This is a genomic window from Sulfitobacter sp. SK011 (assembly GCF_003352065.1).
Taxonomy (GTDB): Bacteria; Pseudomonadota; Alphaproteobacteria; order Rhodobacterales; family Rhodobacteraceae; genus Sulfitobacter.
In genome coordinates this window covers 941,725-956,773 of the sequence record NZ_CP025803.1, presented here as the reverse complement: position 1 = coordinate 956,773, position 15,049 = coordinate 941,725, and the positions used below count along the sequence as shown (strand labels likewise).

Annotated in this window: 12 protein-coding genes; 4 read left to right on the top strand and 8 right to left on the bottom strand. The window is 59.1% G+C overall.

Going from position 1 to position 15,049, the window contains the following annotated elements; all coding sequences use genetic code 11:
• Window positions 1-10 precede the first annotated feature (10 nt).
• The 5 genes from ileS to C1J02_RS04595 all read right to left on the bottom strand — a co-directional run bounded on the left by ileS (window position 11) and on the right by C1J02_RS04595 (window position 7,689).
• A complete protein-coding gene (gene ileS / locus C1J02_RS04615; protein ID WP_114877543.1) occupies window positions 11-2,956 on the bottom strand; it encodes an isoleucine--tRNA ligase in 2,946 nt (981 codons plus the stop codon).
• 254 nt (window positions 2,957-3,210) lie between these two features.
• On the bottom strand, window positions 3,211-4,827 hold the full coding sequence (locus tag C1J02_RS04610) for an FAD-dependent oxidoreductase (RefSeq protein WP_114877542.1): 1,617 nt from the start codon (window positions 4,825-4,827) through the stop codon (window positions 3,211-3,213).
• Window positions 4,827-5,834, bottom strand: a complete 1,008-nt coding sequence (locus tag C1J02_RS04605) for a YcjF family protein (protein ID WP_114877541.1) — start codon at window positions 5,832-5,834, stop codon at window positions 4,827-4,829. Before C1J02_RS04605 ends, C1J02_RS04610 begins: the two co-directional genes overlap by 1 nt.
• Complete coding sequence (locus C1J02_RS04600; protein ID WP_254693203.1) at window positions 5,834-6,277, bottom strand: GNAT family N-acetyltransferase; 444 nt, start codon at window positions 6,275-6,277, stop codon at window positions 5,834-5,836. The genes C1J02_RS04605 and C1J02_RS04600 overlap by 1 nt, the downstream gene beginning before the upstream one ends.
• Window positions 6,274-7,689, bottom strand: coding sequence for a YcjX family protein (locus C1J02_RS04595; RefSeq protein ID WP_114877540.1), 1,416 nt, complete (start codon window positions 7,687-7,689; stop codon window positions 6,274-6,276). The genes C1J02_RS04600 and C1J02_RS04595 overlap by 4 nt, the downstream gene beginning before the upstream one ends.
• 90 nt (window positions 7,690-7,779) lie before the next feature.
• On the opposite strand from C1J02_RS04595, the gene truA reads away from it, so the two are divergent.
• A complete protein-coding gene (truA, locus tag C1J02_RS04590) occupies window positions 7,780-8,547 on the top strand; it encodes a tRNA pseudouridine(38-40) synthase TruA (protein ID WP_114877539.1) in 768 nt (255 codons plus the stop codon).
• A gap of 2 nt (window positions 8,548-8,549) precedes the next feature.
• On the opposite strand, the gene gndA is transcribed toward truA, so the two are convergent.
• Window positions 8,550-9,971 carry an NADP-dependent phosphogluconate dehydrogenase gene (gene gndA / locus C1J02_RS04585; protein ID WP_114877538.1) on the bottom strand — a complete coding sequence of 474 codons (1,422 nt, stop codon included), beginning with the start codon at window positions 9,969-9,971 and terminating at the stop codon, window positions 8,550-8,552.
• A 152-nt stretch (window positions 9,972-10,123) separates the two neighbouring features.
• On the opposite strand from gndA, the gene C1J02_RS04580 reads away from it, so the two are divergent.
• Entirely contained in the window at window positions 10,124-10,582 is a 459-nt protein-coding gene (locus C1J02_RS04580; RefSeq protein WP_114877537.1) for an NUDIX hydrolase, read from the top strand.
• Between the two features lie 114 nt (window positions 10,583-10,696).
• Window positions 10,697-12,178 (top strand): inorganic phosphate transporter, encoded by a 1,482-nt coding sequence (locus C1J02_RS04575; RefSeq protein ID WP_114877536.1) that lies wholly within the window; start codon window positions 10,697-10,699, stop codon window positions 12,176-12,178.
• 16 nt (window positions 12,179-12,194) lie between these two features.
• On the opposite strand, the gene C1J02_RS04570 is transcribed toward C1J02_RS04575, so the two are convergent.
• Window positions 12,195-13,112, bottom strand: coding sequence for a DMT family transporter (locus C1J02_RS04570; protein ID WP_114877535.1), 918 nt, complete (start codon window positions 13,110-13,112; stop codon window positions 12,195-12,197).
• A gap of 14 nt (window positions 13,113-13,126) precedes the next feature.
• Window positions 13,127-14,077 (bottom strand): fatty acid desaturase, encoded by a 951-nt coding sequence (locus C1J02_RS04565; RefSeq protein WP_114877534.1) that lies wholly within the window; start codon window positions 14,075-14,077, stop codon window positions 13,127-13,129.
• A gap of 111 nt (window positions 14,078-14,188) precedes the next feature.
• Between C1J02_RS04565 and C1J02_RS04560 the strand changes: the two genes are divergently transcribed.
• Window positions 14,189-15,049, top strand: coding sequence for a helix-turn-helix domain-containing protein (locus C1J02_RS04560; RefSeq protein ID WP_114877533.1), 861 nt, complete (start codon window positions 14,189-14,191; stop codon window positions 15,047-15,049).

The following is a 15,049-nucleotide window of genomic DNA, read 5'->3' as shown; positions in this document are numbered from 1 at the left end:
CCGCCATGGATCACGAAACCGCTGCGTCACAGCGCCCACATACGCCTGCATGGGCATGCGTGCCCACATCCGGCAAGACCTTCCAGCAACGCTCACATTTGTCGCCAGTCGCCTTGGCAAAGACTACCGCCACCCCATCGGTTTCCGGCATGCGGAAAGCCTCTGCCGGGGCGGCATCGCCGCTCACCGTGATATCAGATGTGATGCTCACATCCTCAAACGACACGCTTTGCAGTGCCGCGCGCTGATCTGCATCCGAAACATAGACCACCGGGGCCGCCTCAAGCGACGCGCCAATGACCTTGTTGGTACGCTCCACCTCCAGCGCCGCGGTCACCACACGCCGTGCGGTCCGTACCTTGGCCCATTTCGCTGCCAGTTCCGCATCAAGCCATGCCTGCGGTGTTTCAGGCATATCGGTCAGGTGAATGGAACTCTCCTCCCCGGGATACCGTTCAAGCCAGACCTCTTCCATGGTGAACACCAACACTGGGGCCAACCACGCCGTCAAACGGTGGAACAGGATATCCAGCACCGACCGCGCGCTGCGCCGCCGCAATGTATCACCATCGCAATAAAGCGCATCCTTGCGGATATCGAAATAAAACGCCGACAGATCAACCGTCGCAAAGGTAAAGACCGCCTGAAACACGCCCTGAAAGTCGAACTTGGCATAGCCGTCTCGCACGACCTTATCCAGCTCTGCCACCCGGTGCAGGATCAACCGCTCAAGCTCTGGCATATCCTTGGGATCGACCCGGTCCGCCTCACTGAAATCGGCCAGCGACCCAAGCATATAGCGCATGGTGTTGCGCAAACGGCGATAGCTGTCAGCGACCCCTTTCAGGATCTCATCGCCGATCCGTTGGTCCGCCGTATAATCCGTCTGCGCCACCCAAAGCCGCAAGATGTCCGCGCCATATTGCTGCACGATTTTTTCCGGCACGATGGTGTTGCCGACGCTTTTGGACATCTTCATGCCCTTGGCATCCAACGTAAACCCGTGTGTCACAACATTGCGGTAGGGTGCATGGCCTGTGGTACCAACGGACTGCAGCAGCGATGAATGAAACCAACCGCGGTGCTGGTCGGTGCCTTCCATATAGACGTCCGCAATGCCGTCCTCGGTGCCGTCGGGGCGGTCACGCAGGGTGAAGGCATGGGTTGACCCACTGTCAAACCACACATCCAAAATATCGGTGACTTGATCGTAGTCATCGGGGTTGACTATGCCATCCAAGAACCGTTCCTTCGCCCCTTCCGCATACCAAACATCCGCGCCATCCGCCTCAAACGCGTCAACGATCCGCTGATTGACCTCCGGGTTACGCAACAAGAACCCCTCGTCGGTTGGCAGCACATTCTTTCGCGTGAAACAGGTCAGCGGCACACCCCACGCGCGTTGGCGCGACAACACCCAATCGGGCCGCGCCTCAATCATCGAATACAGACGGTTGCGCCCGGACTTAGGCACCCAGTTCACATTGTCGATCTCGGTCAACGCCCGTTCACGGATGGTTTTCCCGTGCATGTCCAAGCCATCACCCACGACCTTATCAATCGCCGCAAACCACTGCGGCGTATTGCGATAGATCACCGGTGCTTTGGACCGCCAAGAATGCGGATAGCTGTGCTTGATCTTGCCACGCGCCAACAACCCGCCAACCTCAATCAGCTTGTCGATGATAGCAGTATTGGCGTTGCCTTCCTTGCCATTGGGTTTCAGGATCGCCTTGCCCCCAAAGAACGGCAGATCATCCCGGAACCGCCCGTCGGGGTTCACGTTGTAGGTGATCACCTGTTCCAGCATGCCAAGGTCACGGTAGAGCTCATATTCCTCCAACCCGTGAGACGGCGCGCAATGCACGAACCCTGTGCCTTCGGTGTCGGTGACAAAATCGGCAGCGCGGAAGTCGCGCAGGTCGTCCCATTCGCCGTTGGAACCTTTGGAACCAGCGAGCGGGTGCTTGAGCGACAGCCCAGACAATTCGTCCGCCGTAACATCTCGGACGCGTTTCCACATATCATCCTCAAGGCGCGCGCGGCCCAGAACGTCGGCGGCAAGATTATCGGCCAGCAGAAATTTCTCTCCTACCGAGGCCCAACATTCTTCAGGTGTAGAAGTGACTTCATACAATCCGTAAGAAATGTCCGGTCCATAGACGACGGCTCTGTTCGATGGCATGGTCCAAGGCGTAGTCGTCCAGATCACGACTTTAGCGTCCATCAGATCAACATTATCATGGCGCGCTGGGTCATTTGGATCGTATCCTTGCTGATCAACATTAAACTTAACCCAAACCGTAAAGCTCTCCTTGTCGTGATACTCCACCTCAGCCTCGGCCAGGGCTGTCTGCTCAACTGGCGACCACATCACCGGCTTTGACCCCTGATAGAGCGTCCCGTTCATCAGGAACTTCATAAACTCCTCGGCAATCACCCGCTCGGCGTGGAAATCCATTGTCAGATATGGATCAGCCCAATTGCCGGTGATGCCCAGCCGCTTGAATTCCTCGCGCTGGATGTCCACCCAACCGCGTGCGAATTCGCGACACTCACTGCGAAACTCGTTGATCGGCACGTCGTCCTTATCGCGGCCCTTCTTGCGGTACTGTTCTTCGATCTTCCACTCGATCGGCAACCCGTGACAATCCCAACCGGGGATATAGCGCGCATCGAACCCCATCATCTGATGGCTGCGCACGATCATGTCCTTGATGGTTTTGTTCAGCGCGTGACCAATGTGCAAATGGCCGTTGGCATAGGGCGGCCCGTCATGCAGTGTGAACGGCGTGCGGCCGTGTTTCTCCCGCAACCGATCATAGACCCCAATCCTCTCCCAGCGTGCCAACCACTCCGGCTCGCGTTTGGGCAACCCCGCGCGCATTGGAAAATCTGTCTTGGGCAGGTTCAGCGTTGATTTATAGTCGTGTGTTTCTGGCGTATCGGCGCACATGGCGGGCGTCCTTTGGCAAATCTTTTTACGTGATGGATGATCTGGGTGCGAGCGGCTCAAACACCTCAAGCCCGGCGTCTCAAAATATCAGAGCGCCGGGGTTGTAATTCGAATAATGATCGCAGCAAAACGGGTCATACGGCGCTTATAAGCAGCGGCCCCGGTCCCGACAAGCCCCAAGGCCATCGCTTCACCCTTTCTCAAATACCGTCAACAATCGCCACGTGCACTGTCGTCCCCGGGGGGTGTAACGATCATTCATTCACATGCGCCCACACTGCGGACATGACCACTGATCCTTCGCCCACGGCGCTGGCCACTCTCTTGACCGACCCTGCGCGCACATCACCAACGGCAAACACACCCGGCAAGGATGTCTCATACTGCGTGGCACCGCCGACCTCCGGCCCGGTGCGCACAAATCCCTTGTCATCCAGATCAACCAATCCTGACAACCAGTCGGTATTTGGCGCGGCACCCACCATGATAAAAAGCGCGGCCACCTTCAGCGTCCAGTCCTGACCGCCCAGACGATCATGTAGTTTGACCGCATTCAGGCCGGTTTCGCCGTGCAATTCCGTCACTTCCGTCTGGGTGTGCACGGTGATGTTGGGATGCGCAATCAGACGGCTCAAAAGATAATCCGACATCGACGACGCCAGCGACGGGCCGCGCACCAACACATGCACATGGGTGGTATAGCGCGTCAGATACATCGCGGCCTGACCTGCAGAATTACCGCCACCGATGATTGCAACGTCCGATCCTTTGCACCACCGCGCCTCAACCTCGGTTGCGGAATAATAAACGCCCGCCCCCTCAAACTCTTCCAACCGATCCAGAGGCATGCGCCGATATTGCACCCCTGTTGCCACAATCAGGCTGCGCGCACTGACAGACTGGCCATTTTCCAGCGCCACATGAAACCGCTTCTTCTCGCACTGGGTCAGATCTGTCGCCCGGTGTGGTACGGCAAATCGGGTGCCGAATTTCATCGCCTGCACCTCACCGCGCCCCACCAGATCACCGCCCGAAATGCCGGTTGGAAAGCCCATGTAATTTTCGATGCGGCTGGATGTGCCGGCCTGTCCGCCGATGGCCATATCCTCCAACACAAGCGCGCTCAGACCTTCTGCTCCGGCATAGACCCCGGCAGCCACACCAGATGGCCCGCCTCCAACAATCAGCACGTCAAAAAGATCATCCGTCTGAACCGCCAGACCCAGACCGATCACTGCGGCAACGGCCTCTGGTGTGTGCGGTTCGATTTTCTGGTCTTTCCTAAAAATCACTGCCGGATAGGCCCGGTCGATCTGACAACGCGCGGCCAGATCATTGCCTTCTTCAGACGTGATCGCCACCTCGCGGTAGGGAATTCGGTTGCGGGCGGCAAAACTGGCAATCCGCCGAATGTCAGCGCTTTCCTCACCCCCCAGCAGCGTCAGCGCACTGTCAGCCTGTTCAACCGCCCGTCTGCGCCTTGCCGCCAGAACGGTGACAACAATATCGCTCATCTCCGGCATGTCCGACATCAGCCTCAGCATGTCCCGACGCGGCACACACAGAACCTTGCTGTCCATGACAGCGCGTGCACCAGCCAACGACACACCACCCGACAAAAACTGCAGATCGCCAAAAAACTGGCCCGCGCCAAGTGTTGCATTGCCCATCCGCTCGGACGTGCGCGGGTCAACGGCCTCAACCTCGCCTTCCAGCACGTAGTGCATCTGATCCATCGCAGCGCCCGGTTCTTGCACCATTTCGCCGGTCTTGAAGTCGCTGATGGTCCCGACCTTGCGCATCGCCGCGACGTGGCTTTGGCTCAACGGCGTGCGCACCATGGTGGCCAGATCGTCAGCAAAACTTTCCATCAGCTTTCCTTTCCCTGACCAAACAACCCACCAAGGCTTCGCTTGATGATACTGCGCACTTTGGGGCGCTTTTCGGCTGCGAACGGCAATGGCCTGCAGACTTCAATCGCGGCCACGCCAACACGGGCGGTCAGTGCCCCGTTTACCAGCCCCTCACCAAAGCGGCGGCTTAGCTTGCCCAACAATGACCCACCAAGGATTGGCTCAAGCATGTCATCACCCACCGCCACGGCCCCGGTGGCCACCAGATGGGACAGCACCGCACGGGTCAGCCGCCAAGATCCGAAAAACCCTGACCGCCCACCATAGACTTCGGCCACGCGCCGGATCATCCGCAAATTGCTGGTCAGGGCCGCGGCAACGTCTGCAAGCGCTATCGGCACCAGCGCGGTGACCGTTGCAACCTGCCGGGCGGCGGCTTCAACCTCGCGGCTGGCGGCGCGGTCCAGCGGGGCCAGCAGCTCGACTTCCGCCAGCGCCAGCAATCCTTGTGCATCCAATTGATCGCCGCGCAATTCTGCCAGACGGTCCCGGCCCCAGCGGGTGTCTTCGCGCCCTTTATAAAGGTTTACCAAATGGTCAGTCACATTGCGGGCCGCCGTCAAATCCCCTTGCGCCAATGCTTCACCGGCCTCATGGCGCAATCCGTCAAGCCGCGCCAACCGACCAAATGCCGCTATCTCGCGCAAACATATCAGCGCCAGCACCAGCAGAAATGCGGCGATCAGCACTGTCATCGCCCAGCCAAGCACCGGATAGCGCGCGATCAGGTTGGTCACAAAATTCCACGCTGCGATGGACACAAGCGCCCCAACCAGCGCGCCACCGAGCGCCCAAAAGAGCCGCATCAACAGTGAGGGTTTGCGCGCCGCCAACCGCGCTGCGATCTGCATCGCCTGACCCTGCGGCGCAGGGACCATGAGATCCGGAACCGGAGGGGCCTCTGACACGGCCGGACGCGGTTTGCTGTCTTTTTCAAGATCAAAAAGGACGGGTCCTTTTGCCATCACGCGGCCTCCACTTTCCATTCAAACCGCACATCGGGCAGTTTTTCATCCGTATTGCTGCCATCGGTGCGGGCCACCTCGACAAACCCATGTCGTTCATAAAACGCGCACGCCCGCACATTGGCCTGAAACGTCCAAAGGCTCAGATGCGTCGCCTTGGACCGTGCGTCATTGAGAAGCACCGATCCAACACCTTGTCCCCTGACGCTTCGGGTCACATAAAGCGCATCAATCTCGGTGCCATCGCTGGCAATGAACCCCACCACACACCCGTCGCGTTCGGCCACCGTCACCCAACCCAGGTCAATCAAATGGCCGGCATGCGCGATGTCTTCGGCCCGCGTATGCAGGCTCGGCATCCAGCTGGTTGTCTCCGCAAATTCCGACAATATCGCGCCGACGGTGCCAGCGTCTGTCGTGCGTGCCGCGCGCAGCTGGATCACAACCGATCCCCAATCAAAAATTCCGCCACCCGGTCCAGCCGGATATGCGGCGGTCCGTCACCGGGCTTGAGGTTCAGGGGAGCCGGGGCAAAGCGCATCACCTGATAATCCTGATCCAGCCATTTTTCCGCACCCTTGCTCGCCGGATTAAGTAGATGTGCAGGGTCTTGCGGCAAATCACCGGGATAAAAAGCAGCCTCTTTGCCGGTCTCAAGCAGGGTGCCGCGCACCACCTCCAATGTCTCGCCGTCATGGTTCATCGTGGCCTCGGTCGTTGCACGCAACGATGCAATTGCCATCGCTGCGGTGCCTGCACCTGCGTATTGCGCCCGGTCGCGGGCCTCACGGGTCAATGCCTCCATGATCGCGGTCAGGCGCGGGTGCTGTACATGATGCAAATGATCCGCCTTGGTGGCCGCAAACAGGATTTTCTCAACCCTCTTGCCCCCCAAAAGACTGCTCAGAAATCCATTGCGACCAGGCCGAAACGCCGCAAGAATCTCGGCCATTGCAGTGCGCAGATCCTCGACCGCACGTGGACCCTGATTGATGGCACCCAATGCGTCAACCAGCACCACCTGACGGTCGATGCGCGCAAAATGGTCCCGGAAAAACGGCAAAACGACCTGTCGCTTATACGCCTCAAACCGGCGCGCCATTTCCCGGATCAGCGACCCGCGCGGCCCGGTATCGGCCCCGGGAAGCGGTGCAAAGGTCAGGACCGGCGATCCTGCCAGATCACCGGGCAATAAAAACCGCCCCGGTGTGCAATCGGAGTACCCACTGGCCCGCGCCCTTTGCAGATACGCGGCAAAGGATGCGGCCAATGATTTGGCGTCCGTTTCTTCCAGCTTGGTTTGCGGGTCCGTTTTGGCAACCAACGCACGATACTCGGCCGCCTCTTCACGGGTCTCAATGCGCCCCAGAACCTGCGCTGACCAGTTGGTATAACTGATGTCCATAAGCGCAAGATCAAGCAGCCATTCGCCGGGGTAGTCCACGATATCAAGGTGAATGGTGCGCGGCCCCTGCAGGCCCGCGAGCAACCCATTGGGCCGCACCTTGAGCGATAATCGCAGTTCCGAAATGGCCCGTGTGCTGTCGGGCCAATGTGGCGTTGGACCGGTCAGCGCCCCCAGATGCGCCTCATAATCAAAGCGTGGGATGGTGTCATCGGGCTGTGGCTGTAAAAACGCGGCCTCAATCCGGCCCTCGGATGCGGCCAAAAGCCCCGGCATCCGCCCCCGGTCCAGCAGGTTTGCTACAAGCGAAGTAATAAAGACCGTCTTGCCGGACCGCGCAAGCCCGGTCACGCCCAACCGGATCACCGGCTCGAAAAAGGTCTCTGACACGGTGTCCTGCACCGCCTCAACCTGCCGCCAGATGCCATCGGCAATGCGTGAGATAACCAAAACTGCACCCGCCTCAAAATTGTCCTGGACGCAACATAAGGGGCCGGCACAGGGATTGCCAGAAGGAGGGGACCGCGCTAGACGCTGCAAATGCCCCGCTATGCCCTGAAAATTGAATACAACGGCGCGCCTTTTGTGGGTTGGCAGCGGCAGACATCGCTCGCTTCGGTGCAGGGTGCGGTTGAGGCGGCGCTGGGCAAACTGGAACCGCGCGATCACAAGATCGCCGCCGCCGGGCGCACCGACGCGGGCGTACATGCTTTGGGTCAGGTGGCGCATTGTGACATGACCGCGCAATGGGACCCTTTTCGATTGTCAGAGGCGCTGAATTACCACCTCAAACCGCAGCCCGTTGCGATTGTGGATTGTGCCGCGGTAGGGCATGATTTTCACGCGCGCTTCGCAGCACTTGAACGCCGCTACCTCTTTCGCATCCTATGCCGCCGCGCCCCGGCGACCCATCAGGCGGGTCTGGTCTGGCAGGTCAAAAATGATCTGGATGTGGATGCGATGCAGGCGGGCGCGAACATCTTGTTGGGCAAACATGACTTCACGACGTTTCGGTCGACCATTTGTCAGGCCGACAGCCCCGTCAAGACGCTGGATCATCTTCGTGTGACGCGGGTGGAGACAATTGCCGGAACCGAAGTGCATTTTGACGTTCGCGCGCGGTCGTTCCTGCACAATCAGGTGCGCAGCTTTGTGGGGACGCTGGAACTTGTCGGGGCGGGGTCATGGACCCCTGCGGATGTCCAGGCCGCCCTTGATGCCCGCGACCGTGCGGCCTGTGGCACGGTGTGCCCACCGCATGGATTGTATCTGGCCGGGGTGTCCTATCCCACCGATCCATTTGGGTAAGATCAGGGCAACGCGTTCCAGTCACCGTGAAACTTGCCCTCTTCGTCCAACCGTTCAAACCCATGCGCCCCAAAGAAATCACGCTGTGCCTGAATAAGGTTGGCGGTGCCACGTCCCCGGCGCATTGTGTCGTACCATGCCAATGATGCCGACAGCGCGGGCAGGGCGACACCCAATGAAACGCCCGCCGCAAAAACCCGGCGCAGGGCACCGATGCTGTCTGCCAATCGCATACGCATCGCAGGCGCGAGGATGAGGTGACCGGCAGGCAAATCGCTGCGAAACGCATCCGCAAACTCATCCAACAACGCTGAACGAATGATGCACCCGGCCCGCCAGATCTCGGATATCCGCGCCATGTCGAGCGACCATTCAAATTCCTCGGAGGCCGCCGACAAGATGCGAAACCCCTGCGCATGGGCCAGAATGCGCCCCGCCAGCAGTGCCATTTCCAGATCTTCATCGCCGGGCATATCCACGTCCTGCACCCCTGCCGCCAACAGCGGTTCGGCCATCAAGCGGGTGTCTTTTTCAGACGACCACCCGCGTGCGCCCACCGCAGCCTCAATGGTGCTGGCTGATTGTCCCATCTTCAAGGCTTCGATCAACGTCCAGCGTCCTGTGCCCTTTTGTCCGGCCTGATCGCGGATCACATCAACCATCGGCTTGCCGGTCCTGCTGTCCGTCGATTGCAGCGCCGCCGCGGACACCTCAATCAGATACGAAGATAACGGCCCCTCTTGCCACCGCTCAAAGAGCGCCCCGATCTGCTCGGCCCGCTGCCCGCCTGCATCCCGCAGCAACCCGTAAACCTCTGCGATCATTTGCATATCGGCGTATTCAATGCCGTTGTGCACAGTCTTTACGAAATGCCCGGCACCGTCCGGCCCCAGATGCGCCACGCAAGGATCGTCCTCAAATCTGGCCGCAATCGCCTCAACCATCGGTCGCAGTTGCTGCCACGAATGGTCGGACCCGCCCACCATCAGGGACGGCCCGTGGCGTGCGCCTTCTTCGCCCCCGGACACGCCCATTCCAACAAAGTGCAATCCCAATTCCGCCATTGCAGCGGACCGGCGGCGCGTTGCGTTGAAATCAGCGTTGCCGCCGTCAATGATCGTGTCACCCTCGCTCAACAAGGGGGTGATCGCCTCAATCATCGCATCCATCGGTGCACCTGAGGGGATCATGAACAAGATGCTGCGCGGTTGTGCGATGGCTTTGACAAAGTCCTCAAGCGTCTGGGTGCCGGTCAGTTTTTTTGCCAAGGGCCCCGCTTCGTCGATGAACGCGGCAACCCAATCGCTCTCTCGGTTGCAAACCGCCACATCAAATCCGTGATCTGCCAGATTGAGTGCCAAAGCGGAGCCCATCGTCCCCAACCCATAGACGCCAATATCCGCGCCGCTCGTGGTTTTGTTCATTATGCCTCTTACCCCTTTTCTGACAGATCAAGAGTGATACGGCAGATCGCGCAGCGCAAGACCAGTTCAACAATTTGATTTCAATTGGGAATTAAGTTATACACAGGCGTTAAGAATAATAAACAAAACCTGAGGCACTCTGGATACTCATAATGATGCACGTCTTTAAACGCGCATGGGCAGATATGTTCATGCCGATATTGCGCCGACCCAAACGGGTGCAGGTTGCCGCACTTTGTTACCGTGATACGGACGAAGGAAAACGTGTTTTGCTGATCACAAGTCGGGATACCGGACGCTGGATCGTGCCCAAGGGCTGGCCAATTGACGGGCTCGACGGGCCCGGTGCGGCTTTGCAGGAAGCCTGGGAAGAAGCCGGTGTCAAACAGGCCGATATTGAATCGGTACCGGTCGGCCTTTACGCATACGACAAACGTCTCGGCGAAGGCCTGACCGTGCCGGTTGAGGCGCGGGTATATCTGACCCGCGTGCGCAACCTGAGCGAGGAATATCCAGATTCGAACCTGCGAAAACGCGCATGGTTTGCCCCGCAAGAGGCCGCAAACCTGGTGGACGAGCCTGACCTCAAGGCGATTTTGCGGGCTCTTTAGCCCCCTGTTGAACGTCACCATTTTGTAACAGACCTGCAATGACGCGCTTGCACGGGCACGCGGTCTATGTCACCTCATCCGCGACCAAATTTGTTTCCGGGGGGATAACTGGGCATGGCCAACACACCGCAGGGCAGCCAGTGGAAAACGCTGGACACAGACCTTAACCGCATCAGTCAGGTTGAACTGGCCACCGCCTATGTCGGACGCCCGATGGTCGGCATGGGCATTGCGCTTGCGTTCATGGTGCTGGCCGGTGTTGCTGCGGCCGTTTTCTTTGGCCAAACGCCGGTAAGTTTTGTCGTTGTTGTGGCAGCGATTTTCGGGGCCTACATGGCCGTGAACATCGGTGCCAATGATGTGGCCAACAACATGGGGCCGGCGGTGGGGGCCAACGCGCTGACCATGGGCGGTGCGATCCTGATTGCCGCCCTGTGCGAAAGTGCCGGGGCACTTTTGGCCGGCGGCGACGTTGTCTCGACCATTTCCAAGGGCATCATTGATCCAGCCTCGATCGCGGATACCAAAGTCTTTGTCTGGGCGATGATGGCGGCGCTGATCTCGTCTGCTTTGTGGGTCAATCTGGCGACATGGGTCGGCGCGCCGGTGTCTACCACACATTCTGTTGTGGGCGGGGTCATGGGGGCTGGTATTGCCGCTGCGGGCCTTGGCGCGGTCAACTGGTCGTCCATGAGCCTGATTGCGGCAAGCTGGGTCATTTCGCCGGTGCTGGGCGGTGGTGTCGCCGCTTTGTTTTTGGCATTCATCAAGGCACGCATCATCTATCAACACGACAAGATCGCCGCGGCACGCATTTGGGTCCCCGTGCTGGTGGGCATTATGGCCGGGGTTTTTGCCGTCTATCTGGCGCTTAAAGGCCTTAAGAAGGTGATCGACGTTGACATGCCTACAGCGCTGCTGATTGGCGCTGTTGTCGGGGCCCTGGCCTTTGCGATATCGACACCGATGATCCGGCGCAAATCCGAAGGCATGGAAAACCGCAATAAGTCGGTCAAGTTGCTCTTTGGTCTGCCTTTGGTGTTCTCTGCTGCCCTGCTCAGCTTTGCGCATGGGGCCAATGATGTGGCCAACGCCGTGGGACCATTGGCCGCGATTGTGCATGCAACAGAGTTCGGGGTGTCCGAGGCCAAGGTGGTGATCCCGCTTTGGGTCATGGTCATCGGGGCCTTTGGTATCTCATTCGGGCTGTTTCTTTTTGGTCCCAAACTGATCCGCATGGTCGGCAGCCAGATCACCAAGCTCAATCCAATGCGGGCCTATTGTGTGGCCTTGTCGGCGGCAATCACGGTGATTGTCGCCAGCTGGCTGGGCCTGCCCGTCAGCTCAACCCATATCGCGGTGGGCGGCGTCTTTGGCGTGGGCTTTTACCGCGAATGGCATATGGAACGGCGGTTGCGCCGCCCGGATGTGCAGGCCGGGACCGTCAAGCGCATCGCCCCCGAAGAACGCCGCCGCCGCAAACTGGTGCGCCGCTCGCATTTCATGACCATTGTTGCGGCTTGGGTGATCACGGTGCCCGCCGCCGCAACAATGTCTGCACTGGTGTTTTGGGTGCTCAACGCCATAGCGAATTGAGACTCGGATGTCCGTATCAGATCACCAGCACGAGCATGAGGATGGAGGCCGCCAGCACTGCCATCCCCGCCCATTCACGCCCCGTAATGCGTTCGTGAAAGAACAAGGTTGAGGCCGCGACGCTCAGGATCAACTCCACCTGGCCCAGCGCCTTGACATAGGCTGCGTTCTGCAAGGTGAACGCGATGAACCAGCACAGGCTGCCGCCCATCGAGGTCAGCCCGATCCACACGGCAACACGCCGCGCAGACCAGACCGCGCGCATCTGGCCCGGTTCACGAAGCCGCAGCCAGACCATCATGATCAGCGTTTGCATCACAACCACAGCGGCCAATGTGATGGTGGCACGCAAGATCGGATCATCTTCGATGAGCGTCAGGCTCGCGCCCCGGTAGGTCACTGCCGAGATCGAGAACAAGAACCCGGACGCAATCCCAAGGGCGGCCGCCCGTTTGTTCACCTGCCCCATGTGCCAGCCCTGCGCGTCCTCGCCCCCGGACAGCAACAGCAATCCCACAATGCCAAGGGCGATCGCGGCAAAACCAAGCATCGTCACGCCTTCGCCCAGCACGATCCAGCCCATCAGGACGGTCTGGATCACTTCGGTTTTCTTGAACGTTATACCAACCGCGAAATTGCGTTGTTTGAACAGCAGCACCACACAGACCGTTGCCGTGATCTGTGCGGTCGCTCCAAACAGGCCGTAAACCCAGAAATTCAGATTGAGTGCTGGCATCGGCTTGCCAGAGATCACCAAGTAGACAGCCAGCAGACCAAGGATGAACGGAGCGGAATAGATAAACCGGGAAAAGGTGGCCCCGGCGGCGGACAGCGTTGCTGTCGACAGATGCTTTTGCAACATGAAACGACCGGTCTGAAAGACCGCGGCGGCAATGCTGACGATGATCCAGAGATCAGGAATGAGACTGTTCATCCCTTCCCATACCGCTAATCCGCGCGCGGCTGCCAGAGCGGATGTGCAACAGGGTCTTTGCGTCTGAACAGAAACTGGCGAAACACCTGCGCATAGGACCGATACACATAGCCATCGTTGCGGCGCAGATACCGCGATCTATGGGCGCGGTAGAGCGCCGGCAAACGGTACCATGAAACGGTTGGATGCATGTGATGCACCACGTGGAAATTGTTGTTCAGAAACAAAAGCGCCAACAGACCCCGGTCCTCGACCACCACGCTGCGACCCGATGCGCGCACATGGGCCTGGTGTTCCAGAAAGGTGCGTATCTTGAGGATCGACAAAGCGACATAACAGGCGCTCAGATAGACCCAGATAGGCACTGCCGACAGCGACACCACCCACAAGACCCCGATCACGCCGGGCAGATGGATCAGCCAATCCAGCGCCACCCGCCTGTCCCCCGCGGCAATCATCCCAAGGTCGGCGCGGATGAAATTCACCATTCCAATCAGCGGCCCCAGAACCATGCGCCCCAAAAGAGTGTTGTTCACTGTCAGCAGAACCTGCACCGGGCGCGGCAATTTCGCCCAAACGCCCGGGTCCAGATAATTGGTCTCAGGATCATCATAGGGGTCGGTCAGGTTGGCATCATTGTGATGCGCGAGGTGCAGGCGCTTGAACCTCAGATACGGCACAAACAATCCCGGCTGGATCAGGCCCAGCGCGGTCGAGGCCCGCTCTGAGCGAAAAGGATGCCCGTGCAGAATCTCATGGCTCAGAGATGAATGCAGAGGCAAAGCAAATACCAGCAAACCAAAGCTGAGGCCCGCCCAGCCGTCTGGCAGGCAAAGTGCCGTCGCCCAGACCGCCAAACACCCGGCAAACAAACAAAGCGTTGGCCAGTCCCACCCTGATGTTCCACGTCTGACAGAAGATTTCTGTTTGTCGGCGTTCGGAAAAAGGGTCGGCGGGGTATTCATCAATGGCCTTGCGTGGACGTCAGTAACGCGTTTGTGATATCGCGCTGAACCCCGTGCTAACCATTCCGATAATAGTTAACATTGATCGCCATCTGTGATATTTGTCACCGAATGCCGAATATGATGACCAAAATTGAACGCGCAACCCGATTCCGTCAGCGGTTGGCCGTGGCGATGAAACAGACCAACACCAGCCAAAGCGGTCTGGCGCGCGCCATTCAGGCAGATCGGTCAACCCTGTCACAGGCATTGACCGATGACGGAGCACGCCTGCCCAGCGCCCATTTGATCGGGGCCTGTGCCAGCGCTTTGGGTGTCTCAAGCGACTGGTTGCTGGGCTTGTCGGACCGACCTGAATCCGCAGCTGATCTGTTGTCCAACAGCTTTGAAGTGTCGCAGGCACCCCGCGCGCATGTGGATGAACAGATCTTTGATTGGCACCGCGAGGCGCTTGGCTACAAAATCCGGCATGTGCCCGCCACCCTGCCCGACATGTTGAAAACCGATGCGATGCTCGCATGGGAATACGGGCCGCATATGGGGCGCACCACACAACAGGCCATCAACGCGTCACGGGACCGGCAGGAATGGATGCACAATTCCCGCTCCGAATATGAAATCGCGATGCCGCTTTACGAGGTTGAAAGCTTTGTGCGCGCCACCGGGTATTACACCGGGCTGACGGCCGCGATCCGGCTGGCGCAGACCGATCAGCTGATCACGCTCTCACGCGCATTGTACCCGCGGCTGCGCATCTATCAGTTTGACGCCCGCCGTCTCTACTCCGCACCTATCACCATTTTTGGCCCGCTGCTGGCTGTGCTTTATACGGGCGGCCATTACATGGCTTTTCGCGACAGCCAACGGATTGAGACCTTCACCGGCGATTTTGATTTGCTGGTGCGCGAGGCCCAACGCACCGCCCGTGACTTTCCCGATTTCCTCACCGACATGCGCGCCTTGATCCGTTAG

Excerpts from the sequence above, each read along its gene's own strand:
- C1J02_RS04570 (WP_114877535.1), bottom strand. The coding sequence starts at position 13,112 with ATGAACAGTCTCATTCCTGATCTCTGGATCATCGTCAGCATTGCCGCC.
- truA (WP_114877539.1), top strand. The coding sequence starts at position 7,780 with ATGCCCCGCTATGCCCTGAAAATTGAATACAACGGCGCGCCTTTTGTG.
- C1J02_RS04605 (WP_114877541.1), bottom strand. The coding sequence starts at position 5,834 with ATGGCAAAAGGACCCGTCCTTTTTGATCTTGAAAAAGACAGCAAACCG.
- C1J02_RS04565 (WP_114877534.1), bottom strand. The coding sequence starts at position 14,077 with ATGAATACCCCGCCGACCCTTTTTCCGAACGCCGACAAACAGAAATCT.
- C1J02_RS04610 (WP_114877542.1), bottom strand. The coding sequence starts at position 4,827 with ATGGAAAGTTTTGCTGACGATCTGGCCACCATGGTGCGCACGCCGTTG.
- gndA (WP_114877538.1), bottom strand. The coding sequence starts at position 9,971 with ATGAACAAAACCACGAGCGGCGCGGATATTGGCGTCTATGGGTTGGGG.
- C1J02_RS04560 (WP_114877533.1), top strand. The coding sequence starts at position 14,189 with ATGCCGAATATGATGACCAAAATTGAACGCGCAACCCGATTCCGTCAG.
- C1J02_RS04580 (WP_114877537.1), top strand. The coding sequence starts at position 10,124 with ATGATGCACGTCTTTAAACGCGCATGGGCAGATATGTTCATGCCGATA.
- C1J02_RS04575 (WP_114877536.1), top strand. The coding sequence starts at position 10,697 with ATGGCCAACACACCGCAGGGCAGCCAGTGGAAAACGCTGGACACAGAC.
- ileS (WP_114877543.1), bottom strand. The coding sequence starts at position 2,956 with ATGTGCGCCGATACGCCAGAAACACACGACTATAAATCAACGCTGAAC.